22 protein-coding genes and 1 pseudogene are annotated in these 24,858 nt (G+C 70.1%); 7 read left to right on the top strand and 16 right to left on the bottom strand.

Features of this window, described 5'->3' with window-relative positions:
• Positions 1-2: 2 nt before the first annotated feature.
• Positions 3-1,364 (top strand): two-component system sensor histidine kinase CseC, encoded by a 1,362-nt coding sequence (gene cseC / locus G3I71_RS37305; RefSeq protein WP_239149570.1) that lies wholly within the window; start codon positions 3-5, stop codon positions 1,362-1,364.
• Positions 1,365-1,620: 256 nt separating this feature from the next.
• Here cseC and G3I71_RS37300 read toward each other — a convergent pair whose 3' ends face one another.
• Positions 1,621-3,276: an MDR family MFS transporter gene (locus G3I71_RS37300; protein WP_203732370.1), complete on the bottom strand. Its 1,656-nt coding sequence runs from the start codon at positions 3,274-3,276 to the stop codon at positions 1,621-1,623.
• 154 nt (positions 3,277-3,430) lie between these two features.
• Here G3I71_RS37300 and G3I71_RS37295 point away from each other — a divergent pair, with 154 nt between their 5' ends.
• Positions 3,431-4,018: a TetR/AcrR family transcriptional regulator gene (locus tag G3I71_RS37295; RefSeq protein WP_164321969.1), complete on the top strand. Its 588-nt coding sequence runs from the start codon at positions 3,431-3,433 to the stop codon at positions 4,016-4,018.
• A gap of 61 nt (positions 4,019-4,079) precedes the next feature.
• On the opposite strand, the gene G3I71_RS37290 is transcribed toward G3I71_RS37295, so the two are convergent.
• Complete coding sequence (locus G3I71_RS37290; RefSeq protein WP_164321967.1) at positions 4,080-4,676, bottom strand: M23 family metallopeptidase; 597 nt, start codon at positions 4,674-4,676, stop codon at positions 4,080-4,082.
• A gap of 504 nt (positions 4,677-5,180) precedes the next feature.
• Here G3I71_RS37290 and G3I71_RS37285 point away from each other — a divergent pair.
• A complete protein-coding gene (locus tag G3I71_RS37285; protein ID WP_164321965.1) occupies positions 5,181-5,831 on the top strand; it encodes an HAD family acid phosphatase in 651 nt (216 codons plus the stop codon).
• Positions 5,832-5,937: 106 nt separating this feature from the next.
• On the opposite strand, the gene G3I71_RS37280 is transcribed toward G3I71_RS37285, so the two are convergent.
• Complete coding sequence (locus tag G3I71_RS37280; RefSeq protein WP_164321963.1) at positions 5,938-8,466, bottom strand: ATP-dependent Clp protease ATP-binding subunit; 2,529 nt, start codon at positions 8,464-8,466, stop codon at positions 5,938-5,940.
• Positions 8,467-8,907: 441 nt separating this feature from the next.
• On the opposite strand from G3I71_RS37280, the gene G3I71_RS37275 reads away from it, so the two are divergent.
• A complete protein-coding gene (locus tag G3I71_RS37275) occupies positions 8,908-9,597 on the top strand; it encodes an SCO3374 family protein (protein WP_164321961.1) in 690 nt (229 codons plus the stop codon).
• On the opposite strand, the gene G3I71_RS37270 is transcribed toward G3I71_RS37275, so the two are convergent.
• The 10 genes from G3I71_RS37270 to G3I71_RS37225 form a co-directional block, all read right to left on the bottom strand.
• Positions 9,576-9,911, bottom strand: a complete 336-nt coding sequence (locus G3I71_RS37270; protein WP_164321959.1) for an Lsr2 family protein — start codon at positions 9,909-9,911, stop codon at positions 9,576-9,578. The genes G3I71_RS37275 and G3I71_RS37270 overlap by 22 nt on opposite strands.
• A gap of 227 nt (positions 9,912-10,138) precedes the next feature.
• Positions 10,139-10,672: an amino-acid N-acetyltransferase gene (locus G3I71_RS37265; protein ID WP_164321957.1), complete on the bottom strand. Its 534-nt coding sequence runs from the start codon at positions 10,670-10,672 to the stop codon at positions 10,139-10,141.
• 9 nt (positions 10,673-10,681) lie between these two features.
• Complete coding sequence (locus G3I71_RS37260) at positions 10,682-11,122, bottom strand: BlaI/MecI/CopY family transcriptional regulator (RefSeq protein WP_203732368.1); 441 nt, start codon at positions 11,120-11,122, stop codon at positions 10,682-10,684.
• A gap of 102 nt (positions 11,123-11,224) precedes the next feature.
• A complete protein-coding gene (locus G3I71_RS37255; protein ID WP_164321953.1) occupies positions 11,225-11,407 on the bottom strand; it encodes a hypothetical protein in 183 nt (60 codons plus the stop codon).
• 82 nt (positions 11,408-11,489) lie between these two features.
• Entirely contained in the window at positions 11,490-12,131 is a 642-nt protein-coding gene (locus tag G3I71_RS37250; protein WP_164322020.1) for a hypothetical protein, read from the bottom strand.
• Between the two features lie 144 nt (positions 12,132-12,275).
• Positions 12,276-13,073 (bottom strand): type III pantothenate kinase, encoded by a 798-nt coding sequence (locus G3I71_RS37245; RefSeq protein ID WP_105970850.1) that lies wholly within the window; start codon positions 13,071-13,073, stop codon positions 12,276-12,278.
• Between the two features lie 10 nt (positions 13,074-13,083).
• Positions 13,084-14,070 (bottom strand): carboxylating nicotinate-nucleotide diphosphorylase, encoded by a 987-nt coding sequence (gene nadC / locus G3I71_RS37240; protein WP_164321951.1) that lies wholly within the window; start codon positions 14,068-14,070, stop codon positions 13,084-13,086.
• A gap of 5 nt (positions 14,071-14,075) precedes the next feature.
• Positions 14,076-15,824 (bottom strand): L-aspartate oxidase, encoded by a 1,749-nt coding sequence (locus G3I71_RS37235; protein ID WP_164321948.1) that lies wholly within the window; start codon positions 15,822-15,824, stop codon positions 14,076-14,078.
• Positions 15,825-16,012: 188 nt separating this feature from the next.
• The gene (gene panC, locus G3I71_RS37230) at positions 16,013-17,035 is read right to left on the bottom strand and encodes a pantoate--beta-alanine ligase (RefSeq protein WP_164321945.1); all 1,023 of its coding nucleotides are present in this window, start codon (positions 17,033-17,035) and stop codon (positions 16,013-16,015) included.
• Complete coding sequence (locus G3I71_RS37225) at positions 17,032-17,985, bottom strand: DUF2520 domain-containing protein (RefSeq protein ID WP_164321943.1); 954 nt, start codon at positions 17,983-17,985, stop codon at positions 17,032-17,034. The genes panC and G3I71_RS37225 overlap by 4 nt, the downstream gene beginning before the upstream one ends.
• Before the next feature lie 193 nt (positions 17,986-18,178).
• On the opposite strand from G3I71_RS37225, the gene G3I71_RS37220 reads away from it, so the two are divergent.
• Together G3I71_RS37220 and G3I71_RS37215 are read left to right on the top strand one after the other, a co-directional pair.
• Positions 18,179-19,378, top strand: coding sequence for a low specificity L-threonine aldolase (locus G3I71_RS37220; protein ID WP_164321941.1), 1,200 nt, complete (start codon positions 18,179-18,181; stop codon positions 19,376-19,378).
• A 405-nt stretch (positions 19,379-19,783) separates the two neighbouring features.
• A pseudogene (locus tag G3I71_RS37215) lies at positions 19,784-20,482 on the top strand (DUF5937 family protein); the annotation flags it as partial.
• Positions 20,483-20,542: 60 nt separating this feature from the next.
• On the opposite strand, the gene G3I71_RS37210 reads toward G3I71_RS37215, so the two are convergent.
• Complete coding sequence (locus G3I71_RS37210) at positions 20,543-21,214, bottom strand: response regulator transcription factor (protein ID WP_164321939.1); 672 nt, start codon at positions 21,212-21,214, stop codon at positions 20,543-20,545.
• Between the two features lie 59 nt (positions 21,215-21,273).
• The gene (locus G3I71_RS37205) at positions 21,274-22,476 is read right to left on the bottom strand and encodes a sensor histidine kinase (protein ID WP_164321937.1); all 1,203 of its coding nucleotides are present in this window, start codon (positions 22,474-22,476) and stop codon (positions 21,274-21,276) included.
• Positions 22,477-22,607: 131 nt separating this feature from the next.
• On the opposite strand from G3I71_RS37205, the gene G3I71_RS37200 reads away from it, so the two are divergent.
• On the top strand, positions 22,608-23,621 hold the full coding sequence (locus tag G3I71_RS37200) for an SAM-dependent methyltransferase (protein ID WP_164321935.1): 1,014 nt from the start codon (positions 22,608-22,610) through the stop codon (positions 23,619-23,621).
• Positions 23,622-23,666: 45 nt separating this feature from the next.
• Here the strand turns inward: G3I71_RS37200 and G3I71_RS37195 are convergent, their stop codons facing one another.
• The gene (locus tag G3I71_RS37195) at positions 23,667-24,818 is read right to left on the bottom strand and encodes an NADH-quinone oxidoreductase subunit D (protein ID WP_164321933.1); all 1,152 of its coding nucleotides are present in this window, start codon (positions 24,816-24,818) and stop codon (positions 23,667-23,669) included.
• Positions 24,819-24,858 lie beyond the last annotated feature (40 nt).

The following is a 24,858-nucleotide window of genomic DNA, read 5'->3' as shown; positions in this document are numbered from 1 at the left end:
CCATGCGCTCCAGAGAAATGCGGATCATGCGGCTCATGCCGTTCAGCCGGTTCGCGGGCATCCGTACCGGGCTCAGGTGGAAGCTGAGCGCCGCCATCGCGCTGGTCGGCGCGCTCGTGGCGGTCACACTCAGCCTGGTCGTGCACAACGCGGCCCGGGTCTCGATGCTGGACGGCGCGCGCGACCTCGCGGACGAACGCGTCCTGATCGGGCAGAGCAATTACAACCTGTCGGGGCGGCCCAACTTCCCCGGTATCAAGGTCGACGACCCGAACCTGCCGGAGGAACTGCGGGAGAAGGCCGCACAGGGCCGCCGGGCGACCTATGTGACCGACCGGCCGGACGGGGTGCCGGACATCTGGGCGGCCGTACCGCTCAAGGACGGGCACATCATGTCGCTGCACACCGGGTTCACCGACCGCAGTACGGACATCATGGCCGACCTCGACCAGGCGCTGATCATCGGCTCGATCGCCGTCGTCCTCGGCGGCAGCGCGCTCGGTGTTCTCATCGGCGCCCAGTTGTCGCGCCGATTGCGCAAGGCGGCGGCTGCCGCGAACCAGGTCGCCAGGGGCGAGACGGACGTACGGGTGCGGGACGCCATCGGCGGTGTCGTGCGGGACGAGACCGACGACCTCGCCCGGGCGGTGGACGCGATGGCGGACACACTGCAGCAGCGGCTGGAGGCGGAACGGCGGGTCACCGCCGACATCGCGCACGAGTTGCGTACGCCGGTGACGGGTCTGCTGACGGCCGCCGAACTCCTGCCTCCCGGGCGCCCGACGGAGTTGGTCCTGGACCGGGCGCAGGCCATGCGCACGCTGGTCGAGGACGTCCTGGAGGTGGCCCGTCTCGACGGTGCGTCGGAGCGGGCCGAGCTGCAGGACATCATGCTGGGCGAGTTCGTGGCCCGGCGGGTGCTCGCGAAGGACCCGGAGATCGCCGTACACGTGGTGCACGAATCGGAGGTCACGACCGATCCGCGGCGGCTTGAGCGCGTGCTGTTCAATCTGCTGGCCAACGCGGCACGGCACGGCAAGGCGCCCATAGAGGTGTCGGTCGAGGGCCGGGTCATCCGCGTACGCGATCACGGCACCGGCTTCCCCGAGGACCTGCTGGCGGACGGACCGAGCCGCTTCCGTACGGGGAGCAGTGACCGTTCCGGCCACGGTCACGGTCTCGGCCTGACCATCGCCGCGGGCCAGGCCCGAGTCCTGGGCGCCCGCCTCACGTTCCGCAACATACGCCCACCGGGTGCCCCCGACCGCGTTCCCGCAGAGGGCGCGGTGGCGGTCCTGTGGCTCCCGGAACACGCCCCGACCAACACGGGCAGCCACCCGATGCTTCCGCGCAAGAGCGGTTGAGTGGGGGCGGAGTTATCTGCTCCGGCATCTGAGAAACAAGGCCGGTCCAGCTCGGGCCGCGTTTCCCACCCGCCCACCCGTTCACCGCATCTGTCCAGCCCAGGCACCATCCAGCCCGTCTGGGGGTCCCCCCTCTGGGGGAGGGATGGGACGGGTAGGGGCGGCGGGGGCGAAGAGACACAGCCGAAGACCCCCGGGGCGGACACCACCCGAGGGCCTTCGCCTCCTCACCGTCCCCCGACCACCAGGTCAGACGTCAGCCCACCTCAACCACAGTCCCCTTGGCCGAAGCCCCGTTCCCCGCCGACTCCGACGTAGCCGCCGACGCCGACCCCGGCCCCGACTCCCCACCCTTCTCCGGTTCCGCCCCCTTCAACGGAACCTCCTTCACGAACACCGCCGCCACCAGCACCACTACAGCCACCACGGCCCCCAGCAGAAACGCCGAGTGCGTCCCCGAAGCCACCGCGTACTGATACGCCTCCCGCGCCGCCGCCGGCAACTTCGCCAGACTCGCCGCATCCAGCTGAGCCGACTGCTCGGTCACCTTGGACCCGAGCGCCCCGGCCCGCTCGTTCATCACGTCCTGCACCCGGTTGTTGAACAACGCACCCATGATCGCGACCCCGAACGAGGACCCGAGCGTACGGAACAGGGTGGTCGTGGAGGACGCGACGCCCATGTCCTTCATCTCGACGCTGTTCTGCGCGACCAGCATGGTGATCTGCATCAGACAGCCGAGGCCCGCCCCGACCACCGCCATGTACAGACCGGACGTCAGCCGCGAGGTCTCCGTGTCCATCTGCGCGAACAGGTACAGCCCGACGCTCAGCAGCACACCGCCGACCAGCGGGAACACCTTGTACTTGCCGCTGCTCGTCGTCACCCGCCCGGCGACCATGGACACGACCATCATCGCCGCGAGCATCGGAAGCAGCAGCAGCCCGGAGTTGGTGGCGGACGCGCCCTGCACGGACTGCTGGTACAGCGGCAGGAACAGCACCGCGCCGAACATCACGAACCCGGTGATGAAGCCGATGATCGACATCAGCGTGAAGTTGCGGCTGCGGAAGATGTGCAGCGGAATGATCGGCTCGGCGGCCTTCGTCTGCCAGAACACGAACCCGACGAGCGAGGCGACGCCGATCCCGATGAGCTCCATGATCATGGCGGAGCCCCACGCGTACTCCGTACCGCCCCAGGTCGTGACGAGCACGATCGAGGTGATGCCGACGGTCAGCAGCGCGACGCCCGGGTAGTCGATCCGCGTCTTCGCCCGCTTCTTCGGCAGGTGCAGCACAGCGCTGATGGCGGCGAGCGCCACGACACCCAGCGGCAGGTTGATGTAGAACGACCAGCGCCAGCCCAGGTGGTCCGTCAGTGCCCCGCCGACCAGCGGTCCGCCGATCATGGCGAGCGCCATCACGCCGGCCATCATGCCCTGGTACTTGCCGCGCTCACGCGGCGGAATCAGATCCCCGATGATCGCCATGACCCCGACCATCAGACCACCGGCACCGAGTCCCTGCACGGCCCGGAAGCCGATCAGCTGTCCCATGTCCTGGGCCATACCGCTGAGCGCCGACCCGATCAGGAAGAGCACGATCGAGCTCATGAAGACGCCCTTGCGCCCGTACATGTCGCCGAGCTTGCCCCAGATCGGGGTGGAGGCGGCGGTGGCGAGCGTGTAGGCCGTCACGACCCATGCCAGGTGTTCGAGCCCGCCCAGTTCCCCTACGATCGTCGGCATCGCCGTACCGATGATCATATTGTCCAGCATCGCGAGCATCATCGCGATCATGAGCGCGAGCAGCACCACCCGCACACTCCGCGGTTGCTTGCCCTGCTCGACCTGCTCAATCCGTCCGTCCCGCTCGCCCTGCTCGTCCGCTGCTGCCCGCGTGTCCGCCATCGTGTCCGCCCCACTCCCCCACGTACTCCTACTTACTTGCCGCCCGGCAAGTTGACTACACTGGGGAAGCTAGACCCCTAACTAGCCGGGCGTCAAGTAAGTTTTACCCCAAGGGCACTCCCCAGGGTTCAGAAGCGGAAGCAGGAGTACGGGCATGGACCGCACCAAGCAGCGCCGACGCGGGGACACCCGCCAGCGCATCCAGGACGTGGCGCTCGAACTCTTCGCCGAACAGGGCTACGAGAAGACCTCGCTGCGGGAGATCGCCGAGCGCCTCGACGTCACGAAGGCGGCGCTCTACTACCACTTCAAGACCAAGGAAGAGATCGTCGTCAGCCTGTTCGAGGACCTGACGAAACCGATCGAGGACCTGATCGAGTGGGGTCGGCAGCAGCCGCACACCCTCGACATGAAGCAGGAGATCCTGCGCCGCTACAACGAGGCACTCACCGAGGCGGCCCCCCTCTTCCGCTTCATGCAGGAGAACCAGGCGACGGTACGGGACCTGAGCATCGGCGACATGTTCAAGACCCGCATGCTCGGAATGCGGGAGATCATCATCGACCCGGACGCCCCCCTGGTCGCCCAGGTCCGCTGCATCAGCGCGATGTTCACACTGCACGCCGGGATGTTCGTGCTCCACGACCTCGCGGGCGACGCGGACGAGAAGCGCCAAGCGGTCCTGGAGGTCGCGATCGGCCTGGTGACACAGGCGCACGAGGGCACGGAACACCCCTCGTAACCGCAGCCCCCTGGACCGGCAGGTCACACACCACCCAGACAGGCCCGCCAGGCCCGACAGGTCAGACAGTCACGCCCTTGGCCCGCAGAAAGGCCACGGGGTCGACGGCGGACCCGTAGTTCGCCGTCGTACGGATCTCGAAGTGCAGGTGCGGCCCGCTGGAGTTGCCCGTGTTTCCGGACAGGGCTATGCGCTGCCCGGTGGCCACGACCTGGCCGACCTTCACGTTGATCCGCGACAGATGGGCGTACTGCGAGTACGTCCCGTTGCCGTGCTTGATGACGACGGCGTTGCCGTACGCCGACCCGTCACCGGCGCCGTTGCCGCCGGCCTTGACGACCGTACCGCCGTGCGCGGCGACGACCTTGGTGCCGCTCGGCACGGCGAAGTCCTGGCCGGAGTGGGTGGACGACCACATGGTGCCGGCCTGGTTGAAGCTGGCGCTGAGCGTGTACTTCTTGACCGGGTCCACCCAGGAGGCGGCCTTCTTGGCGGCGGCCTGAACCTGGACGGCCCCCGTCGCACCGCTCTCGGCGGCAGCCGCGACCCCGGTCGCCCCCAGGACGATCGACGCGCCGAGCCCCGCGGCCAGAACTGAGACGCGGGAGACACGGGCCGTACGGGATTCGCGGGACGGGGTGGTGGCGCGCTGGAACATCAAGACCTCATGGGGACGGGGACAGAAAAGCCACCCGGCACGAGCGTTCCCGCCGGATGGGCAACCCCTTGGTAACCCCGGGCCCCACCCATCCCCAAACCGCCGATCTACGACACAAGTTCGTAGACGACCGCAAATTCACCCACTTATTGACAAAGCAACCGAAGCGACAACCCCCCACAAACCACGGCTCACCTCCACCCTCACCCACTAATCACCCTAGTAACAGACATTTCGCCTGTGCGTCATGTCACCGGCCCGCAAGATCCACCGACGTACGACTGTGACGCGCACAACGCACCTCCAGCGCACCTCCAACGCATGGCCGACGCATCGCCAATGAGCCGTCGGCGGGCCGAATAAACCCGCTCCGACTACTGGCACCTCGCCGCTACCCGTGAGTAATGTTCCCTTCCCATCAGCGCCACTCACCTCAGCAAGCATGCCCCTGACATCTGCATGCCCTGGCACCGCACGGCCCTACGTGAGAGGACCCCCATCCCGATGACAAGAGGCTCAACAGGCTCCTGGACGCCCTGGACCCGCCGTATCGGCCTGACCGCGGTCGCCGCGGTCGCCGCGGTGACACTGGCCGGCCCCGGCAGCGCCCAGGCCGCGACCACCACGGCCACGGCGTCCGTGTCGGCAGCCGCCGCCGAGGACGTCGACTACGCCACCTGGCAACAGGACTGCCAGACCGTGATGGACCAGGCCCTGCCCTATCTGAAGCAGCGCATCGCCGCCGCCTCCAAGAGCGAGAAGCCGGCGATCGTCTTCGACATCGACAACACCACCCTGGAGACCGACTTCGGCTTCAGCTACCCGTCGCCTGCCAACGCACCCGTGCTGAAGGTCGCGCAGTACGCCCAGGACCACGGCGTCGCCCTCTTCTTCGTCACCGCGCGTCCGGACATCATCAAGCCCGTGACGCAGTACAACCTCACGTACGTCGGCTACGACGTGACCGGGCTGTACGCGCGCAATCTGATCGACCTCTTCAAGAGCGTGGCCGACTACAAGACCGCGCAGCGCGTCGACATCGAGTCGAAGGGCTACACGATCATCGCCAACATCGGCAACAGCGCGACCGACCTGTCGGGCGGCCACGCGGAGAAGACGTACAAGCTGCCGGACTACGACGGCCAGCTGTCGTAGGTCGTCGTCAGTCGTCATCAGTCGTCGTCACGACATGCGAGAGGGGCCGGTGCTGAATAGCACCGGCCCCTCTCCGACATCTGACGCGGCGACGCAGCCCTGAGGCTTACGCCTCCTTGCTCAGGTTCGGGCCGGCACCGCCGGCCGCCTGCTCGATCGGCGGGACGTCGGGCAGCGCCGACTTCTCCTCACCCCGGAAGGTGAAGGTCGCGGTCTCACCCTCGCCCTCCGTGCCGACGACCACGATGTGACCGGGGCGCAGCTCGCCGAAGAGGATCTTCTCGGAGAGCGTGTCCTCGATCTCGCGCTGGATCGTCCGGCGCAGCGGCCGGGCGCCCATGACGGGGTCGTAACCCTTCTTGGCCAGCAGTTCCTTGGCGGCCTGGGAGAGCTCGATGCCCATGTCCCGGTCCTTGAGGCGCTCGTCCACCTTGCCGACCATCAGGTCGACGATCGTGAGGATGTCGTCCTGCGTCAGCTGCGGGAAGACGACCACGTCGTCGACGCGGTTGAGGAACTCGGGGCGGAAGTGCTGCTTGAGCTCGTCCGAGACCTTGTTCTTCATGCGCTCGTAGTTGGACTTCTTGTCACCGGAGGCCGCGAAGCCCAGGTTGAAGCCCTTCGAGATGTCCCGCGTGCCGAGGTTGGTCGTCATGATGATGACCGTGTTCTTGAAGTCCACGACCCGGCCCTGGGAGTCGGTCAGGCGACCGTCCTCCAGGATCTGCAGCAGCGAGTTGAAGATGTCCGGGTGGGCCTTCTCGACCTCGTCGAAGAGGACGACGGAGAACGGCTTGCGGCGGACCTTCTCGGTCAGCTGGCCGCCCTCTTCGTAACCCACGTATCCGGGCGGGGATCCGAAGAGACGCGACACCGTGTGCTTCTCGCTGAACTCCGACATGTCGAGGGAGATCAGCGCGTCCTCGTCACCGAAGAGGAACTCGGCCAGGGCCTTGCTCAGCTCGGTCTTACCGACACCGGACGGGCCGGCGAAGATGAACGAACCACCGGGGCGCTTCGGGTCCTTCAGACCGGCACGCGTACGGCGGATCGCCTTCGAGAGCGCCTTGACGGCGTCCTTCTGGCCGATGACCCGCTTGTGGAGCTCGTCCTCCATGCGCAGCAGGCGGCTCGACTCCTCCTCGGTCAGCTTGAAGACCGGGATGCCGGTGGCAGTCGCCAGGACCTCGGCGATCAGCTCGCCGTCGACCTCGGCGACGACGTCCATGTCGCCGGCCTTCCACTCCTTCTCCCGCTTGGCCTTCGCGGCGAGGAGCTGCTTCTCCTTGTCACGGAGAGAGGCGGCCTTCTCGAAGTCCTGCGAGTCGATCGCGGACTCCTTGTCCCGGCGCACGCCGGCGATCTTCTCGTCGAACTCGCGCAGGTCCGGCGGAGCGGTCATCCGGCGGATGCGCATCCGGGAACCGGCCTCGTCGATGAGGTCGATCGCCTTGTCGGGCAGGAACCGGTCGGAGATGTACCGGTCGGCGAGCGTCGCCGCCTGCACCAGGGCCTCGTCGGTGATCGAGACGCGGTGGTGCGCCTCGTACCGGTCGCGCAGGCCCTTGAGGATCTCGATCGTGTGCGGGAGGGAAGGCTCCGCGACCTGGATCGGCTGGAAGCGGCGCTCGAGGGCCGCGTCCTTCTCGAGGTGCTTGCGGTACTCGTCGAGCGTGGTCGCACCGATGGTCTGGAGCTCACCGCGGGCCAGCATCGGCTTGAGGATGGAGGCTGCGTCGATGGCGCCCTCGGCGGCACCCGCGCCGACGAGCGTGTGCAGCTCGTCGATGAACAGGATGATGTCGCCGCGGGTGCGGATCTCCTTGAGGACCTTCTTCAGGCGCTCCTCGAAGTCACCGCGGTACCGGGAGCCGGCGACCAGCGCGCCGAGGTCCAGGGTGTAGAGGTGCTTGTCCTTGAGGGTCTCGGGCACCTCGCCCTTGACGATGGCCTGGGCGAGACCCTCGACGACGGCGGTCTTGCCGACGCCGGGCTCACCGATGAGGACCGGGTTGTTCTTCGTACGGCGGGACAGCACCTGCATGACCCGCTCGATCTCCTTCTCGCGCCCGATGACCGGGTCGAGCTTGGATTCGCGAGCGGCCTGGGTGAGGTTCCGGCCGAACTGGTCGAGGACCAGGGACGTCGAGGGGGTGCCCTCGGCGGGGCCGCCACTGGCGCCGGCGGTCTCCTTGCCCTGGTAGCCGGAGAGCAGCTGGATGACCTGCTGCCGCACCCGGTTGAGATCTGCGCCCAGCTTGACGAGGACCTGGGCGGCGACGCCCTCGCCCTCGCGGATCAGGCCGAGCAGGATGTGCTCCGTGCCGATGTAGTTGTGGCCCAGCTGAAGGGCCTCGCGGAGCGAAAGCTCCAGGACCTTCTTGGCACGGGGGGTGAAGGGGATGTGCCCGGACGGAGCCTGCTGGCCCTGCCCGATGATCTCCTCCACCTGCTGGCGGACCGCCTCGAGCGAAATCCCGAGGCTCTCCAGTGCCTTAGCGGCGACACCCTCACCCTCATGGATCAGGCCCAGGAGGATGTGCTCGGTGCCGATGTAGTTGTGGTTGAGCATCCGGGCTTCTTCCTGAGCCAGGACGACAACCCGCCGCGCGCGGTCGGTGAACCTCTCGAACATCGTTAATCGCTCCTCAGAGCGGTCAGGCAGTAAGGGGACGCTCCCCTCCCTGTCCTTCCGCAGCTTAGTCCCGCAAGCGGGGACCGCTCATTCCAACTGCCGACACCGGACCGAGAACCAACACAGCCTCCTGACCCCGTACGCCGACATTTGCTCCAACCCGATCGTGCGAGACGATGTTCCCGCAGGCCAGGGAGATACCCTCACTATCAGTACGCCGATGGCGAACGTGAGACGCCCTTTTCTGCGTGTCGCCCCCTCCCACTAGGGATGTCTTACCCGTACGGACCGACACTCCATGCCGGATGCACGGGTTCCCTCCGCTACGGGCGAACAACCTTGCGCCGCCGAGCTGCTCTGCACACCCCAGGAATCGGCACTCTGTGCGCCCGCGAGGACACCCAGCGTAACTCGCGGCCTCTTCCGGCGGTTGGCTTTGACATGGTCTCCACGGTCCCCCTTCCTCGTCGCCCTCTTGATACGGGCGACACCCCCAGTGGTCTCACCAGTAACGCCGGTAGCGATGCCACCAGTGCCACCGGTGATGTCCGGCGCTGGTACGAGAACGAACTGGGATGGGCGACAGTGCCCGGTCCTGGTCCCGGTTCCTCGGGGCTTGCGCTACGACTGGCCGTGGGCCTGCGCTTCGACGTGCTGGACGTGCCGGCGGAGGCGGGTTTCGCGGCGCTGCGCCACCGGGCGCGGACACGGGCGCCGGGTTCTCCGGTGGCCCTGCGCGAGGACCGGATGCTGCTGCTGGTGGCCGCGGGCAGCGCGGACGAGCTGCCGGGGCTGCTGGACTGGCTGGAGTGGGGCCGGCTCACACCGGACCTGAGGGCGATCGGCGCGGGCGGCCACATCGAGGCGCCCCTGCCGCCCGGGTTTCCCGCACTGCCCGGAATTCCCGGCGGTACGGGCGACTTGCCGGGCCGTGAAAATCCGCAGGGGGCCGCTGTCTGGCTGCGGCCCCCTGAAACAGGCTGCGGGACGGAAATCCCGCTGCCGACCATGTCGGCCCTGGGGGGCGTCGGAGGCGCCCCCGATCTCGTACGGCTGGTGGACACGCTGGCGACGCAGTGCCATCGCATCCGACTGCGGCGCGCGAGCGCTCAGCCGTTGGCCTTCTCGTAAGCCTCGCGGATGATCGCCGGAACACGGCCACGGTCATTGACGTCGTGACCGTTCTCCTTCGCCCAAGCACGGATCTGCGCGGTGTCCTGGCTGCCGCCAGTGGCGACACGCGCCTTTCCACGCCCACCCGAAGCACGGCCTCCAGTACGACGGCCGCCCTTGACGTAGGCGTCGAGGAGACCGCGAAGCTTGTCGGCATTGGCAGTCGTGAGGTCGATCTCGTACGTCTTGCCGTCCAACGCGAACGTCACGGTCTCGTCGGCCTCGCCGCCGTCGAGGTCGTCGACAAGAAGGACCTGAACCTTCTGTGCCACCGGATTTCCTTTCATCGATAACTTGGGAGCCGAGGCCGCGGCATGCGCCGCCGATTCGCGTCCCCTGTTATATGCAGTACTGCAGTACATCGGAAAGCAAACCGCTTTTGCCGGAAAAACACAAACCCCCGGGAGAGACCGGCCTCCCTTCCATGGGCCGAAAACGTGCGCGTTTCGGACATAGGGAACCGGGGCAGGGCAGCCGACGGAAATTGCCCGATGCTCGATCACAGATGCAGAAGCATCCGACTGTTGCCCAAGGTGTTCGGTTTCACTCGTTCGAGACCGAGGAACTCCGCGACGCCCTCGTCATAGGAACGCAGCAGCTCGGCGTAGACATCGGTGTCGACGGGCGTCTCACCGATCTCCACGAAGCCGTGCTTCCCGAAGAAGTCCACTTCAAAGGTCAGACAGAAAACGCGACGAACACCGAGCCACCGGGCGGTCTGCAGCAACTTCTCCAGCAACTGATGCCCGACACCGGAACCTCTGAGGTCGGGGTTCACAGCGAGAGTGCGGACTTCGGCGAGGTCTTCCCACATGACGTGGAGTGCACCGCACCCCACGACCTCAGCGTTGTCGTCGCGTTCCGCGACCCAGAACTCCTGGATGTCCTCGTAAAGCGTCACCGTCGCTTTGTCGAGCAGGATACGGCCACGGACGAACGAGTCAAGGAGTCCGCGTACGGCCTGGACATCGCTGGTCCTGGCCCGCCGGACGGTGATGGCTTTCGCTGTGGCTTCGGGACGGATCGCTGACATGAGCGGACGCTATCGCCCGGTGGGGTCCTGGACCGAGGCGGGGTTCTCGAAGGCGGTATGTTCCGCGGCTTCGGTCTGTTCGGTCTGTTCGGTCTTGTCGGCCCGTCGGGGCCGTTCGACCTGTTCCGGCCCTTGGACGATGTGAACGGCATCCCTGAGGGAGAGCCGCTGTTCTTCGCTCATCATGCCGAAGAAGGCCACGAGAGCGGCGGCGGGGTTGTCACTCTGCGACCACGCGTCGTTCATCAGCGCGGCCGAGTAGGCGGCACGGGTGGAGACCGCCTCATATCGATAGGCTCGGCCTTCCGCCTCGCGACGGACCCAGCCCTTCTGATGGAGATTGTCCAAAACGGTCATCACCGTGGTGTAGGCGATGGACCGTTCCTGCCGAAGGTCTTCCAGGACTTCTCGAACGGTGACCGGGCGGTTCCACTTCCACACCCGCGTCATGACCGCGTCTTCGAGTTCTCCCAATGGGCGAGGCACAAGTCAGCACACTAGTGGGAGAAACGGTGAATAGCGTGAAGGACGTGCGCATTGACCGCCGAACACCTACGAAACGGGGCGGTCCTGCCCGGCCTGCGGGGTCTGCTCGGCCCGGGCGATGGCGGCATCGGCGGCGGCGTCCTCCTTGGCCTTGTTGGCACCGCCCTGACTCTTCACCATCGTCACGATCACGGCGACGAAGAGCGCGGCCATCACTACGGGGGGCACGAGCGCGGAGACGTAGTCCATGGGGTCCAGAGTAGCCAGGCCCGAAGAAAGGCCCGGGCGGGGGCCCGGGCCTGGCGATTCCAGCTCTGTCAGGTCTGTCCGTTCAGCCCGCGGCGAGCTGTTGCGGGGGATTCGCGGGCGGGGTCGGCTTGCGGCGCGGGAAGACCTCGCCCGGGGTGGGGACGGGGCGGGCGGGCCTGGGGGCGTCGGGTGCGGGCCGGGGGGCGGGTGCCGGCCGCTCGTGAGGCTGCTTCTCCGCGGGCCTCTCACCGGGCTTCCTGGCGGGCTCCTCGGTGGCGAGACCGCCGGGCAGGGCCAGGAGACGGGTACGGGAGGCGGGCACCGTGGGTGCGACCGGCGTACGGCCGGCCACTCTGGCGCCCAGACGGGCCCGTACGTCCCGTTCGGCGTGCCGTAGACAGCGGTCCAGGAGGGCGGCGGCGACCGGGTTCCCTCGCAGGGCCCGGAGGGCGGCGAGGTCGTCCGGGCTCGGGCGGTAGCCGGCGCCCAGTGCCTCCTCCAGGAGAGTGAGAAAGCCGGCGGCGGTGCCGGGCAGGGCGGCGCGGTAGCGGGCGAGGTCGGCCACGAGGAAGGCCCGCAGCCTGGCCCCCTCGTGCGCCGCCTCGTCGACGGACTCGGCGAGCCGGAGACAGTCCTGGACGTCCTCTGCGGAGGCGGGGCCGGGGTGGAGGGCGAGGGCGAGGGCGCGACGGAGCACACGCAGCTCCTCCGCACCGAACGCCATGCCGCCGCGAGATCCGAATGGCGTGGGCATGCGGCGACGATACGCGCTAATCAGACAAACTCGACATTGAGAGAGGGTGTGGCGCTGCGAGCCACCCAGGTGGCCGTGCACGTCTTCGACGCGAACGGGGTTCAGGGGCGGGACTCACATACGGGACACGTTCCGCTCGTACACCAGCCGCAGCCCGATCAACGTCAGCCACGGCTCGTGCTCGTCGATCACCGACGCCTCACCCAGCACCATCGGCGCCAGCCCACCCGTCGCGATCACCGTCACGTCGTCCGGATCCTCGGCCAGCTCCTTCGCCATCCGCGTCACCACACCGTCCACCTGACCGGCGAACCCGTAGATGATGCCCGCCTGCATAGCCTCGACCGTGTTCTTGCCGATCACCGCCCGGGGCCGCGCGACCTCGATCTTCCGGAGCTGTGCCCCCTTCACGCCGAGCGCCTCGACCGAGATCTCGATCCCGGGCGCGATCACGCCGCCGACGTACTCCCCGCGCGCGGACACCGCGTCGAACGTGGTCGCCGTACCGAAGTCGACGACGATCGCGGGGCCGCCGTAGAGCTCGACGGCGGCGACCGCGTTGATGATGCGGTCCGCGCCGACCTCCTTCGGGTTGTCGGTGAGGATCGGTACGCCCGTCTTCACGCCGGGTTCGACCAGCACCGCCGGCACATCGCCGTAGTACCGCCGCGTCACCTCGCGCAGCTCGTGCAGCACCGACGGCACGGTCGCGCAGATGGCGATGCCGTCGATGCCGTCACCCAGCTCGTCCCCGAGGAGCGGGTGCATGCCCATGAGGCCCTGGAGGAGGACCGCGAGCTCGTCGGCCGTACGGCGCGCGTCCGTGGAGATGCGCCAGTGCTCGACGATCTCGTCGCCGTCGAAGAGCCCGAGGACGGTGTGCGTGTTTCCCACGTCGATGGTCAGCAGCATGGCCTTGTACCTACTCCGCCGCTCGCAGGTCGAGACCGATGTCGAGGATCGGCGAGGAGTGGGTGAGGGCGCCGACCGCCAGGTAGTCGACGCCGGTGTCGGCGTACTCCTTGGCGTTCTTCAGGATGAGCCGGCCCGAGACCTCCAGCACGGCGCGGCCGTCGACGACCGCTACGGCCTCGTCGCACTCGCCGGGGGTGAAGTTGTCGAGGAGGATCAGGTCGGCGCCCGCGTCGACGACCTCGCGCAGCTGGTGCAGCGTGTCGACCTCGACCTCGATCGGTACGTCCGGGAAGGCGTCCCGCACGGCCTTGAAGGCCTGGGCGACGCCGCCGGCGGCCACCACGTGGTTGTCCTTGACGAGTGCCGCGTCCGACAGGGACATGCGGTGGTTGACGCCGCCTCCGCAGCGGACCGCGTACTTCTCCAGGGAGCGCAGGCCGGGAGTCGTCTTGCGGGTGTCTCGCACGCGCGCCTTGGTGCCCTCCAGGACGTCCGCCCACGCGCGCGTGGCGGTCGCGATGCCGGACAGGCGGCACAGGAGGTTGAGGGCGCTGCGCTCGGCCGTCAGGAGGTCACGGGTGCGGGTCGTGACGCTGAGCAGCTTCTGGCCGGCCTCGACGCGGTCGCCGTCCTCGACGTGCCGTTCGACCTCGAACTCGTCGGTGCAGACCACGGAGACGACCGCCTCGGCGATCCGCAGGCCGGCGACGACGCCGCCCTCGCGGGCGGTGAAGTCGGCGGTGGCGCGGGCCTCCTCGGAGATGGTCGCGACGGTTGTCACGTCCACGCCGTGGTCGAGGTCCTCCTGGATGGCGACGTTGGCGATGTCCTCGACCTCCAGGGGGTCGAGGCCGGCGTCGGCGAGGAGGGCGGCGAGCGCGGGGTCGAGGCCGCACTCCATGTACACCTCGTCCGCCATGTCGGGGTCGGCGCCGCAGGCGCAGCCGTCGCCGCAGCCGCCGCTCTGGGCGAGGGGAAGGTCGGGGGTGCTCACTTCTGTCACTGCTCCTGGGAGGGGTGCTCCGGCTGATGATGCCGGGTCGGGGGGAAGTCTGCGGTGTCGGTGGTGTGTACGGCCAGCGTCCGGTCGGGATTCAGCCGTACGACGATGTGGCGGTGCCAGGTCGTGTCGTCGCGCTCCGCGTGGTCCTCGCGCCAGTGGCAGCCGCGGGTCTCCTCGCGCATGCGGGCGGCGGCGACCAGGACGCGGGCCACGCACAGGAGGTTGGTGGTCTCCCAGGTGTCGACGCCGGGCTCGGCGGTCTTGCCGTTCTCGTCGAGGGCGTCGCGGGCCTCGGTGTGCAGCTTCTGGATGGCCGCGGCGGCGGTGTCCAGGGAGGCGGCGGAGCGCAGCACTCCGGCGCCCTCGGTCATGACGCGCTGGATCGCGAAGCGGGACTCGGGGGCGAGCAGCGGGTGCGCGGGCTTCTCGGGGTGCGGGACGGGTGCGGGCACGCGTGCGTGGAGGCCGTTTCCGGCGTGAGCCGCGGTGATGTCGGCGACGATGCGCTCGGCGTAGACCAGGCCCTCCAGGAGGGAGTTGGAGGCGAGCCGGTTGGCGCCGTGGACGCCGGTGCAGGCGACCTCTCCGCACGCGTACAGGCCGGGGACGGTCGTGCGGCCCCGGGAGTCGGTGCGGACGCCGCCGGAGGCGTAGTGGGCGGCCGGGGCGACCGGGACGGGCTCGGTGACCGGGTCGATGCCGTGGGCGCGGCAGGAGGCGAGGATCGTCGGGAAGCGGTGCTCCCACATGTGGGCGCCGAAGTGCCGGGCGTCCAGGAACATGTGTTCGGCACCCTGTTCCTGCATGCGGCGCATGATGCCCTTGGCGACGATGTCCCGCGGCGCGAGTTCGCCGAGTTCGTGCTGGCCGGTCATGAAGCGCACGCCGCCGGCGTCGACCAGGTGGGCGCCCTCACCGCGTACCGCCTCGGAGACGAGCGGCTGCTGGCCCTCGGCGTCGGCCCCCAGGAAGAGCACCGTGGGGTGGAACTGGACGAACTCCAGGTCACTGATCTCGGCGCCCGCGCGCAGGGCGAGGGCGACTCCGTCGCCGGTCGACACGGACGGGTTGGTGGTCGCGGAGAAGACCTGGCCCATGCCGCCGGTGGCGAGCACCACGGCGGGCGCGTGGACGGCGCCCACGCCGTCGTGCTGGCCCTCTCCCATGACGTGCAGGGTCACGCCCGCCGTACGGCCGTCGGCGTCCGTCAGGAGGTCCAGGACGAGCGCGTTCTCGACCGTGCGCAGTCCCCGCGCGCGGACGGCCTCGACGAGAGCGCGGGAGATCTCCGCGCCGGTCGCGTCGCCGCCCGCGTGCGCTATCCGGCGGCGGTGGTGGCCGCCCTCGCGGGTCAGTTCCAGTCCGCCTTCGGAGGTCTCGTCGAAGTGGGCGCCGGTCTCGATGAGCCGCCGTACGGCGTCCGGTCCCTCCGTGACGAGGATCCGTACGGCCTCCTCGTCGCACAGGCCCGCGCCGGCCACCAGGGTGTCGTCCAGGTGCTGTTGGGGGGTGTCGCCCTCGCCCAGGGCCGCCGCGATGCCGCCCTGGGCCCAGCGGGTGGAGCCGTCGTCGAGGCGGGCCTTGGTGACGACGACCGTCTTGAGGCCGGCCGCGTCGCAGCGCAGGGCCGCGGTGAGCCCGGCGACACCGGAGCCGACGACCACGACGTCCGCGGTCAGGGCCCAGCCGGGGGCGGGGGCGTGCAGCCGTATGCCGGTGGAGGTGCCGCCAGGGCCTGTCGTCACATTCCCGTCGTCCGCCCGGAGGGCGGGCCTGGTGGCGTCAGGTGCGTGCTCTCGGCGTGCCGGGCGCAGGCCCTCGTACTGGTTGTACGTGGGCCTGTGTCCGGTGCGGCAAGAGGGCGTGCATGGCGTCGCCAGGCAGGCGGGAATGTGACGACAGGCCCTGGGGCCGGCGGTGGGGCCTGTGGTGCTCACGAGGCGGCTCCGGGGGTTCCGAAATTGAGAGGGATGTTGTCGATCAGCCGGGTCGTCCCGACCTTGGCTGCGACGGCGAGGACGGCTTCGCCCGTGAAGTCGTCCGGGATCTCGGTGAAGTCGGCGGGGTCGACCAGGGCGAGGTAGTCGAGGACCAGCGGGGGCCGGAGGCGGGCCGCGTCGTCCAGGAGGAGGCGGGCGGCGGCCCGGACGGCGGCGGGAGCGCCTCCGGGGACCTTCGCGACGGCGTGCGCGTCGGCGGCGGCGCGGGATTCGCCGAGCGCACTGAGGGCCTGGGCACGCGCGTGCGTGGCGGGTACCTCGCGGGCACGCGCGCGCAGCGCCTCCTGGGCGGCGTGCCGGTCGCCGCCGGCGAACAGGGCCTGGGAGAGGGCGAGCGCCGTGTGCCGTTCCTCCGGGGACAGGTAGCGGTTGCGGCTGGAGCGGGCCAGTCCGTCGGGCTCGCGCACGGTCGGGACGCCGACGATCTCCACGCCGAAGTTCAGGTCGCGGACCATCCGGCGGATCATCGCGAGCTGCTGGGCGTCCTTCTGCCCGAAGAAGGCCACGTCGGGCCGCGTGAGGTGGAGCAGCTTGCCGACGACGGTGAGCACACCGTCGAAGTGCCCGGGGCGTGTGGCCCCTTCCAGCCGCTCCCCCATGGGGCCCGCGCTGATCCGCACCTGGGGTTCGCCGCCCGGGTAGACCTCGTCCACCGAGGGGGCGAACACCGCGTCCGCACCGGCCTGTTCGGCGAGTGCGACATCGGCGTCGAGGGTGCGCGGGTAGCGGTCGAGGTCCTCGCCCTTGCCGAACTGGAGGGGGTTCACGAAGACGGTGACGGTCACGAAGCCCTTGGGGCCGACGTGTTCGCGGGCGGTCCGGATCAGGGTGGCGTGGCCTTCGTGGAGGGCGCCCATGGTCATGACGACGGCGTTGTGTCCCGGCACACCGATGTGCGCGTGGGCGTCCGCCAGAGCGTCGGTGTCGGACAGAAGTCCCCAGAAACGGCTGCTCATCGCTCTCTCCCGTCGCTGTTCGGGCTTTCGGGGCTCGCGGGCGGGTTCGCGCCCTCCGCGAGCACCCCGAGGAGGTCCTCGGCCAGCTCCGGCTTGAGCAGGCCGTGCGCGAGCGCGCGGTCGGCGGTCGCGCGGGCCATCGCCAGATAACCGGCGACGCTCTGCGGGGAGTGCTTGCGCAGCTCCGCGACATGGGCGGCGACGGTGCCCGCGTCCCCGCGCGCGACGGGTCCGGTGAGCGCCGCGTCCCCGGAGCGCAGCGCGTTGTCCAGGGCGGCGCCCAGCAGCGGGCCGAGCATCCGGTGGGGGGATTCGACGCCGGCCGCGCGCAGCAGGTCCATGGACTCGGCGACCAGGGTCACCAGATGGTTGGCGCCCAGGGCGAGGGCCGCGTGGTAGAGCGGGCGGCTCTCCTCGGCGATCCACTCGGGTTCGCCGCCCATCTCGATGACGAGGGCTTCGGCGGCCAGCCGCAGTTCGGGGCGCGCGGTGACGCCGAAGGAGCACCCGGCGAGCCGCTGGACGTCCACAGGAGTGCCGGTGAACGTCATGGCGGGGTGCAGGGCCAGCGGCAGCGCGCCGGCCCTCAGGGCGGGGTCCAGGACCTTCGCGCCGTACCGCCCGGAGGTGTGCACGAGCAGCTGTCCCGGGCGTACGGCGCCGGTCTCGGCGAGTCCCTCGACGAGGCCGGGCAGGGCGTCGTCCGGGACGGTCAGCAGGACCAGGTCGGCGCGCTCCATGACCTGGGCGGGCGACACGACGGGCACGTCGGGGAGCAGCTGCGCGGCTCTGCGGACGGAGGCGTCGGAGACCGCGGAGACGGCCACCGGACGGTGCCCGGCGAGTTGCAGGGCCGCGGCCAGTGCGGGGCCGACTCGCCCGGCACCGACCACGCCCACGGTGAGCCGCGCGGGGCGGTCCCTGGGGTCTGGTTGTTGGAATGTACTCACTCGACGACGGCCTTCCCGTTCCAGTCCGCTCGGGGTACCGGACGATGTACCGGACGATTTCTCGTCATGTTAACGCGATCGGTCCGGGAGGCGTCCGGTTGTCCACAGGCTGTGGGCGACCGCACGCCTTCCGCGCACGGTCCGGCGGAAATCCGCGTGACCGCCCGATCCCGCGCGCGGGATGATCCCGGGCATGAGCGATACGGCCGACACGGCGGATGACGACGGGCGACCGGGCGAGGAACCCGGCGGGGAGCGGGGCGCGGAGCAGCGCGGCAAGGAACGGCGGCTGCGGCGCCGGGCCGCGCTGCGGGGCGCCGAACGGGTCCTGGCACGCCCGGGGTTCCTGGGGACGATCAGGGAGCGGCTGGCGCTGCTCGACGAGGCCCGGGAGTCGTACGACCTGGACGAGCCGTCGGACATCTACGGCGGCGGGATCGTCGAGACCCTGGAGGAACGGGTCGCCGGACTGCTCGGCAAGGAGGCCGCCGCCTTCTTCCCGACCGGCACGATGGCCCAGCAGGTGGCCCTGCGCTGCTGGGCGGGCCGCACCGGCAACCCGGCCGTCGCCCTGCACGCGCTCGCCCACCCCGAGGTGCACGAGCGGAACGCGTTCAGCACGCTCGGCGGACTGCGCCCGCTCCGGGTGACGAGCGAGCCCCGGATGCCGACGGCCGACGAGGTGCGCGACTTCGACGAGCCCTTCGGGACACTGATGCTGGAACTGCCCCTCAGGGAGGCCGGTTTCGTGCTGCCCACCTGGGAGGAGCTGTCCGAGGCGGTGGCGGCGGCGCGGGAACGCGACGCGGTGGTGCACTTCGACGGGGCCCGCCTGTGGGAGTCCACCACCCACTTCGGCCGCCCCCTGGACGAGATCGCGGGCCTCGCGGACAGCGTCTACGTGTCGCTCTACAAGTCCCTCGACGGGTACGGCGGTGCCGTCCTGGCGGGCCCGCGGACCCTCGTCGAGGAGGCGAAGGCGTGGCGGCACCGGTACGGCGGCGAGGTCGCCCAGCAGTTCCCGACGGTCCTGTCGGCCCTCGTCGGCCTGGACCGCGAGCTGCCCCGCCTCCCGGAGTACGTGGCCCACGCGCGCGTGGTCGCCGCCGCGCTGCGCGAGGGCTTCGCGGCGGCCGGGGTGCCGTGGATGCGCGTCCACCCGGAGGTGCCGCACACGAACGAGTTCCAGGTCTGGCTCCCGTACGACCACGAGGTCGCCGCGGAGGCCGCGGTTCGACAGGGCGAGGAGACGAAGACCCTCCTGTTCGCCGGCGCCTGGGGCCGCCGCGGCCCCGGCCTCGCGGTCACCGAGGTGTCCGTCCGTGCCGCCGGCCTGGAGTGGACGGCGGACGACGTGAAGGCGGCGGTGACGGAGTTCGTGGGGCGGCTGTAGGGGGCGCTACCAGCGAAGTCGCGGGACCAGATCGCCGTCGTACGCCCTCCGTTGCCCGGAGCCCGGGACACCGTCCCGGGCTCCGGGGCAGGAAGCGGTGTTTCGCCTCCAGGGCCAAACACCGTCCGCCTGGCCGGGTAAGATCGACGCCGTGCGTTGCGAGAACCAAGCGCGTATACCGTGCTGATCGAGAGCCAAGACAGCACATGCGTCTCCAAGCTCTGCCGTATCAAACCGGGCTGGTTTCAACCCGGCTGGTGCTGATCGTGGAAGACCTGTCGGGTCGCTGACCCACAGGCAGCGTGAGCCAGGAATCCCCTGCTTCAGCCGGGGGAGGATTCAACTGCGCGCTGCCGTACAACATGCGAGAGCGTCGACACGCCCGCCGCCTCCAAGGCGTGCGGGCGTGCTCTCGACCTGGCCGTCTCGCGCGGCCCCCGCCAGCTCCGTTTCACCAGGCGCCTGCTGGACGACCCTCCCCGGATCCGCACCTGGCTGCGACAGCTGCTGGTGGACTGCGAGGACGCCTTCTTCGCCGAGACGTGGTCCCGGGTGCACCCCCAGCTCATGGCGGACGCCCGCCACAAGACGGACCTCCTGCACCACAAGGGCCTGGCGGAGGCGCTGGCCTCGGTGTCGTCCGCGGTCACCCTCGACGAGGCCGCGGGCCGCATCACCGTCGACAAACTGGCCAACGGCCACACCACGGCGGCGGGCAGCCTCCTGCTCGTCCCGACGAGCCTTGGCCGGCCGCATCTGATGGTCCTGCACCGGTACGGCTGGCAGCCGGTCCTGCACTACCCGGCGGGCTCCACCGAGCTCGCCGCCCCCGCCTCGGTCGAGCAGCTCGGCCTGCGCCTGACCGCGCTGTCCCACCCGGTGCGGATGCGGCTCTGCCGCCAGCTGGCCCGCAGCTCGTTCACGACGACCGAGCTGGCGCAGACGCACAACATGACGGCGCCCGAGACATCCCGGCACCTCGCGGTCCTCAGAAAGGCCGGCCTGACCACCACCCGCCGCCGCGGCCGGTATGTGCTGCACCAGTTGGACGTCACGATGGTGGCCCGGCTGGGCAGCGACTTCCTGGAGGGCATCCTCAGGTAACCGGCGGACCGACCGGCGACCGAAGGGGGACCGAACGGTCGCCCGACGCCGAACAGTCGGTCAGCCGGCCCCGCCGGCCCGCACGAGCCCCGTCTCGTACGCGAGGACGACCACCTGCACCCGGTCCCGCAGCCCCAGCTTGGCCAGGATGCGGCCCACGTGGGTCTTCACCGTCGCCTCCGACAGCACCAGCCGGGCCGCGATCTCGCCGTTGGACAGGCCCTGGGCGACCAGGATCATGACCTCGCGCTCACGGTCGGTGAGCCGTTCCAGCTCCTTGTACTGGGGCTGGTTGCCGGTGGCCGGCAGCATGGGCGCGAAGCGGTCGAGGAGCCGCCGGGTGGTCGAGGGGGCCACGACCGCGTCGCCGCTGTGCACGGAGCGGATGGCGGTGAGGAGTTCGCCGGGCGGCACGTCCTTCAGCATGAAGCCGGAGGCACCCGCCTTCAGCCCGGAGAAGGCGTACTCGTCGAGGTCGAAGGTGGTCAGGATCAGCACCTTGGGCGGGTTGTCGCCCTGACAGATGCGCCGGGTGGCCTCCACCCCGTCGAGTTTCGGCATGCGTACGTCCATCAGCACCACGTCGACCTCGGTCTCCCGGAGCACCTGGAGAGCCTCGACGCCGTCGCCCGCCTCCGCCACGACGTCCATGTCCGGCTGGGCGTCGAGCACCATCCGGAACCCGGTGCGCAGCAGCACCTGGTCGTCGACGAGCATCACACGGATGTGCATGGCGGGGTCCTCCGGTCGGTACGTATCGAACATCAATGCGTTGATCGAACGTGCACGTGTCAGTGGGCGGGTTTGAGCGGCAGCAGGGCGCTGATGCGAAAGCCGCCGCCCGGGCGCGGGCCCGCGTCCAGGGTGCCGCCCACCATGCCGACACGCTCGCGCATGCCGATCAGGCCGTGGCCCTGTCCGTCGGCGCCGCCGTCCTCATAGTGCTCGTGCGGGGCGCCCTTGCCGTCGTCCTCGACGAGCAGGCCGAGACCGTCGTCGAAGTAGACCAGACGCACGCTCGCTCCGGTGTTCGGGCCGCCGTGCTTGCGGGTGTTGGTGAGCGCCTCCTGCACGATGCGGTAGGCAGTCAGCTCCACGCCGCTGGGCAGCGGGCGCGGGGTGCCCTCGATCCTGTAGTCGACGGGCAGGCCCGAGGTACGGCACTGCTCGATCAGCTCGTCGAGCTGCTCGACGTCGGGCTGCGGAACGTACTCGCAGCCCTCCTGGTGCTCGCCGGTGCGCAGGACACCGAGCAGGCGGCGCATCTCGGCGAGGGCCTGGCGGCCGGTGCCCGAGATGGTCTCCAGGGCCTTCTTCGCCTGTTCGGGGGCGGTGTCGAGGACGTAGGCGGCGCCGTCGGCCTGGACCACCATCACGGAGACGTTGTGCGCGACGACGTCGTGCAGTTCGCGGGCGATCCGGGCGCGCTCGGCGGCGACCGCGACCTTGGCCTGTGCCTCTCGCTCGCGCTCCAGGCGGGCGGCGCGCTCCTCCAGCTGGGCGAAGTAGGCGCGACGGGTGCGCAACGAGTCGCCGAGCACCCAGGCGAGGGCGAACGGCACCGCCAGGAAGACCATCAGCGCGAGATTGCCCGCGGTGCTCGACTCCTTCTCCGGCCAGCGCAACTGGGCCAGCGGGGACGCGCACAGACCGCCGATCAGGGCGAACCGTGAGGCCCAGGGGGGCCCGCTCACCGCCACCGTGTAGACGATCACCAGCAGGGCGAAGTCGGCGGGCACCGGCTCGACGTCCAGGGCAAGCTGCGCAAGCCCGACCGCGGCGGCCAGCACGAGCATTCGCTCGGGCATGCGCCGGCGCAGCGCGATCACCAGGCACAGCAGGACCGTCAGGACGGCGGTCACCGCCGGGGACACGGCACCCGGATTCTCGTTCTGGACGGCTCCGCTCAGCATGGAGATCCCGAGCAGGAAGACGGCCCAGAAGCCGTCCACCCATGCCGGGTGTCTGCGGAGGAGGTCATAGACGCGTTGCACGTAACCCAGCGTAGGGAAGCGATGTGTGTGCAGGGGTCAACCGGAGGGGCGATCCGTAACGGCCCGGCGTACTCCGCAAGGTGGAGACCCTATCCCCTGGGTGGCGGGGGTCCAGGCCCTAGCCTGACCCCGTGGCAGGAGAGACGACGGGCGCGGTGGCGGGCCGGACAGCGGGCGAGTGGCGTGGCTGGCGTGCGGCGACGCAGGAGGCGCTGTACGGCGAACAGGGGTTCTATCGCCGGCCCGAGGGGCCCGCCGGGCACTTCCGTACGTCCGTCCACGCGTCGCCGCTCTTCGCCGGTGCCGTGGCGCGGTTGCTGTGCCGGGTCGACGAGGCGCTGGGCCGCCCCGCGTCGCTCGGCTTCGTCGACATGGGCGCGGGCCGGGGCGAACTCGTCACCGCCGTCCTCGCGGCCCTGCCCCCGGAGGTGGCCGCCCGCGCGCGGGGGTACGCCGTCGAGCTGGCCGACCACCCCGCGGACCTCGGTCACCGCGTCGAGTGGCTGCCCGAGCCCCCCGCCGGCCTCACCGGCCTGCTCTTCGCCAACGAGTGGCTGGACAACGTCCCCGTGGAGGTGGCGGAGGTCGACCCGGCGGGCGTACCGCGCCTGGTTCTCGTACGGCCGGACGGGACCGAGCGGCTCGGGGGGCCGGTCGCCGGTGCGGACGCGGAGTGGCTGGCACGGTGGTGGCCGCTGCCCCCGGAGGCCGGGCTGCGGGCCGAGACCGGGCTCCCCAGGGACACCGCCTGGGCCGCCGCCAGGGCCACCGTCGACCGGGGACTCGCCGTCGCCGTCGACTACGCGCACACGGCCGGCGCCCGGCCGCCCTTCGGGACGCTCACCGGCTTCCGGGCCGGCCGCGAGACGGCACCCGTGCCGGACGGCTCGTGCGACCTGACCGCCCATGTGGCGCTGGACGCCTGCGCGGGGCCGGGGGCACGCCTGCTGACCCAGCGGGAGGCCCTGCACGCCCTCGGGGTGGCCGGTGGGCGCCCCCCGCTGTCCCTGGCGTCCACGGACCCCGCCGCGTACGTACGGGCCCTGGCGGGCGCCGGGGAGGCCGCCGAGCTGACGGCGACGGGCGGGCTCGGGGACTTCGGGTGGCTGATGGAGCCGGTGGGAATCCCCGACCCGCTCCTCTGAGGACCCTCTTCCGAGGCTCCGGGCCCTGCCTGGCGCTATTTGTCGCTACTTGTCGATGTCTCCGACCACGAAGAACAGCGACCCCAGGATCGCCACCATGTCCGAGACCAGCGTCCCGGGCAGCAGGACCGCCAGCGCCTGGATGTTGTTGAAGGAGGCCGAGCGCAGCTTCAGCCGGTACGGGGTCTTCTCGCCCTTGCTGACGAGGTAGTAGCCGTTGATGCCGAGCGGGTTCTCGGTCCACGCGTACGTGTGCCCCTCGGGCGCCTTGAGGACCTTCGGCAGGCGCTGGTTGATCGGGCCGGGCGGCAGTTCCGCGAGGCGGTCGAGGCAGGCGTCGGCCAGGTCGAGCGCGTTGTGCGTCTGCTCCAGTAGGCACTCGAAGCGGGCGAGACAGTCGCCCTCCTGCCGGGTGACGACCTTCAGGGTGTCCTGGAGCTCCCCGTACGCCAGATACGGCTCGTCCCGGCGCAGGTCGAAGTCGACGCCCGAGGCGCGCGCGATCGGCCCGCTCACGCCGTACGCGTGCACGGCCTCCGGCGGCAGAACGCCCACGCCGCGCGTGCGCCCCCGGAAGATCTCGTTGCCGAGCACCAGGTCGTCGAACCGGTCCATGCGCGAGCGGACCGACGACACGACGGTGCGCACGCGCGTGGACCAGCCCGCCGGGAGGTCCTCCTTGAGGCCGCCCACGCGGTTGAACATGTAGTGCATGCGCCCGCCGGAGACCTCCTCCATGACGTGCTGGAGCTCCTCGCGCTCCGTGAACGCGTAGAAGATCGGCGTGATCCCGCCCAGCTCCAGCGGGTACGAGCCCAGGAACATCAGGTGGTTGAGCACCCGGTTCAGCTCCGCGAGCAGCGTGCGCGTCCACACCGCGCGCGTGGGGACCTCCATGCCGAGCATCCGCTCCACGGCGAGGACCACGCCCAGCTCGTTGGAGAACGCGGACAGCCAGTCGTGCCGGTTGGCCAGCATGATGATCTGACGGTAGTCACGCGCCTCGAAGAGCTTCTCCGCGCCGCGGTGCATATAGCCGATCACCGGCTCCGCGTGCTGGATCCGCTCACCGTCGAGCACCAGCCGCAGCCGCAGCACGCCGTGCGTGGACGGGTGCTGGGGCCCGATGTTGAGCACCATGTCGGTGCTCTCCGCGGCGCCGCCGATACCAACGATCGTCTCCGTGGGCTCCGTCATGGGACTCATGGACACAGTCTGTCGTACGTACGCTTGCGGT

The sequence above is a fragment of the Streptomyces sp. SID12501 genome, assembly GCF_010550245.1.
Classification (GTDB): Bacteria; Actinomycetota; Actinomycetes; order Streptomycetales; family Streptomycetaceae; genus Streptomyces.
This window is presented reverse-complemented; position numbering and strand designations above follow the sequence as displayed.

Coding starts and splice junctions, on each gene's coding strand:
- cseC (WP_239149570.1), top strand. CDS start 3: ATGCGCTCCAGAGAAATGCGGATCATGCGGCTCATGCCGTTCAGCCGG.
- G3I71_RS37300 (WP_203732370.1), bottom strand. CDS start 3,276: ATGGCGGACACGCGGGCAGCAGCGGACGAGCAGGGCGAGCGGGACGGA.
- G3I71_RS37295 (WP_164321969.1), top strand. CDS start 3,431: ATGGACCGCACCAAGCAGCGCCGACGCGGGGACACCCGCCAGCGCATC.
- G3I71_RS37290 (WP_164321967.1), bottom strand. CDS start 4,676: ATGTTCCAGCGCGCCACCACCCCGTCCCGCGAATCCCGTACGGCCCGT.
- G3I71_RS37285 (WP_164321965.1), top strand. CDS start 5,181: ATGACAAGAGGCTCAACAGGCTCCTGGACGCCCTGGACCCGCCGTATC.
- G3I71_RS37280 (WP_164321963.1), bottom strand. CDS start 8,466: ATGTTCGAGAGGTTCACCGACCGCGCGCGGCGGGTTGTCGTCCTGGCT.
- G3I71_RS37275 (WP_164321961.1), top strand. CDS start 8,908: ATGGTCTCCACGGTCCCCCTTCCTCGTCGCCCTCTTGATACGGGCGAC.
- G3I71_RS37265 (WP_164321957.1), bottom strand. CDS start 10,672: ATGTCAGCGATCCGTCCCGAAGCCACAGCGAAAGCCATCACCGTCCGG.
- G3I71_RS37260 (WP_203732368.1), bottom strand. CDS start 11,122: ATGACGCGGGTGTGGAAGTGGAACCGCCCGGTCACCGTTCGAGAAGTC.
- G3I71_RS37255 (WP_164321953.1), bottom strand. CDS start 11,407: ATGGACTACGTCTCCGCGCTCGTGCCCCCCGTAGTGATGGCCGCGCTC.
- G3I71_RS37250 (WP_164322020.1), bottom strand. CDS start 12,131: ATGGCGTTCGGTGCGGAGGAGCTGCGTGTGCTCCGTCGCGCCCTCGCC.
- G3I71_RS37245 (WP_105970850.1), bottom strand. CDS start 13,073: ATGCTGCTGACCATCGACGTGGGAAACACGCACACCGTCCTCGGGCTC.
- panC (WP_164321945.1), bottom strand. CDS start 17,035: ATGAGCAGCCGTTTCTGGGGACTTCTGTCCGACACCGACGCTCTGGCG.
- G3I71_RS37220 (WP_164321941.1), top strand. CDS start 18,179: ATGAGCGATACGGCCGACACGGCGGATGACGACGGGCGACCGGGCGAG.
- G3I71_RS37210 (WP_164321939.1), bottom strand. CDS start 21,214: ATGCACATCCGTGTGATGCTCGTCGACGACCAGGTGCTGCTGCGCACC.
- G3I71_RS37195 (WP_164321933.1), bottom strand. CDS start 24,818: ATGACGGAGCCCACGGAGACGATCGTTGGTATCGGCGGCGCCGCGGAG.